Origin of the sequence: Streptomyces carpinensis (assembly GCF_002154505.1) — a bacterium.
Taxonomy (GTDB): Bacteria; Actinomycetota; Actinomycetes; order Streptomycetales; family Streptomycetaceae; genus Streptomyces; species Streptomyces carpinensis.
Window position 1 is genome coordinate 1 of the sequence record NZ_MUBM01000784.1, and the last position, 737, is coordinate 737.

1 protein-coding gene is annotated in these 737 nt (G+C 71.1%); it reads left to right on the forward strand.

Features of this window, described 5'->3' with window-relative positions:
- Nucleotides 1–737 (forward strand): MFS transporter (locus tag BZY54_RS48760; RefSeq protein ID WP_143668480.1); only part of this gene is annotated, 737 nt, incomplete at both ends.

A 737-nucleotide genomic window follows, 5' to 3' on the forward strand; every position in this document is an offset into this window, starting at 1 on the left:
GAGTACTACGACTTCTTCATCTACGGCAGCGCCGCGGCGCTGATCTTCCCGAAGGTCTTCTTCGACTCCTCGGACCCGTCCACCGCGACCCTGCTGTCGCTGGCCACCTTCGGCGTCGCCTACGCGGCCCGCCCGGTCGGCGCGCTCTTCCTCGGCCACTTCGGCGACCGGCTGGGCCGCAAGAAGATCATGGTCTTCACGCTGCTGCTGATGGGCCTGTCGACGTTCCTCATCGGCTGTCTGCCCACCCGCGCCGGGGTCGGCGGCATCGCCCCGGTCCTGCTGGTGCTGTGCCGCGTGCTCCAGGGGATCTCCGCGGCGGGCGAGCAGGCCAGTGCCGGTTCGATGAGCCTGGAGCACGCGCCCGACCGGCGGCGCGGCTTCTTCACCAGTTTCACGCTCAGCGGCACCCAGGGCGGCCAGCTGATCGCCACGCTCGTGTTCCTCCCGGTCGCCGCGCTGCCCGAGCGCCAGTTGCTCTCCTGGGGCTGGCGGGTGCCGTTCTGGGCGAGTGTCGTGGTCGCCGTCGTCGGCTACCTCATCCGCCGCAGGCTGGCCGAGACGCCGGCGTTCGCCCGGCAGGCGGCCGGCGAGGGTGTCGCCAAAATGCCGCTGGTGGTGCTGCTGCGCGAGCACTGGGCGGATGTGCTGCGGGTGGTCGCGTACGCCAGCGCCCACACGGTGAAGATGGTGCTCACCGAGGCGATGAGCGCGCCCGCGACCACCCGCAGCACATC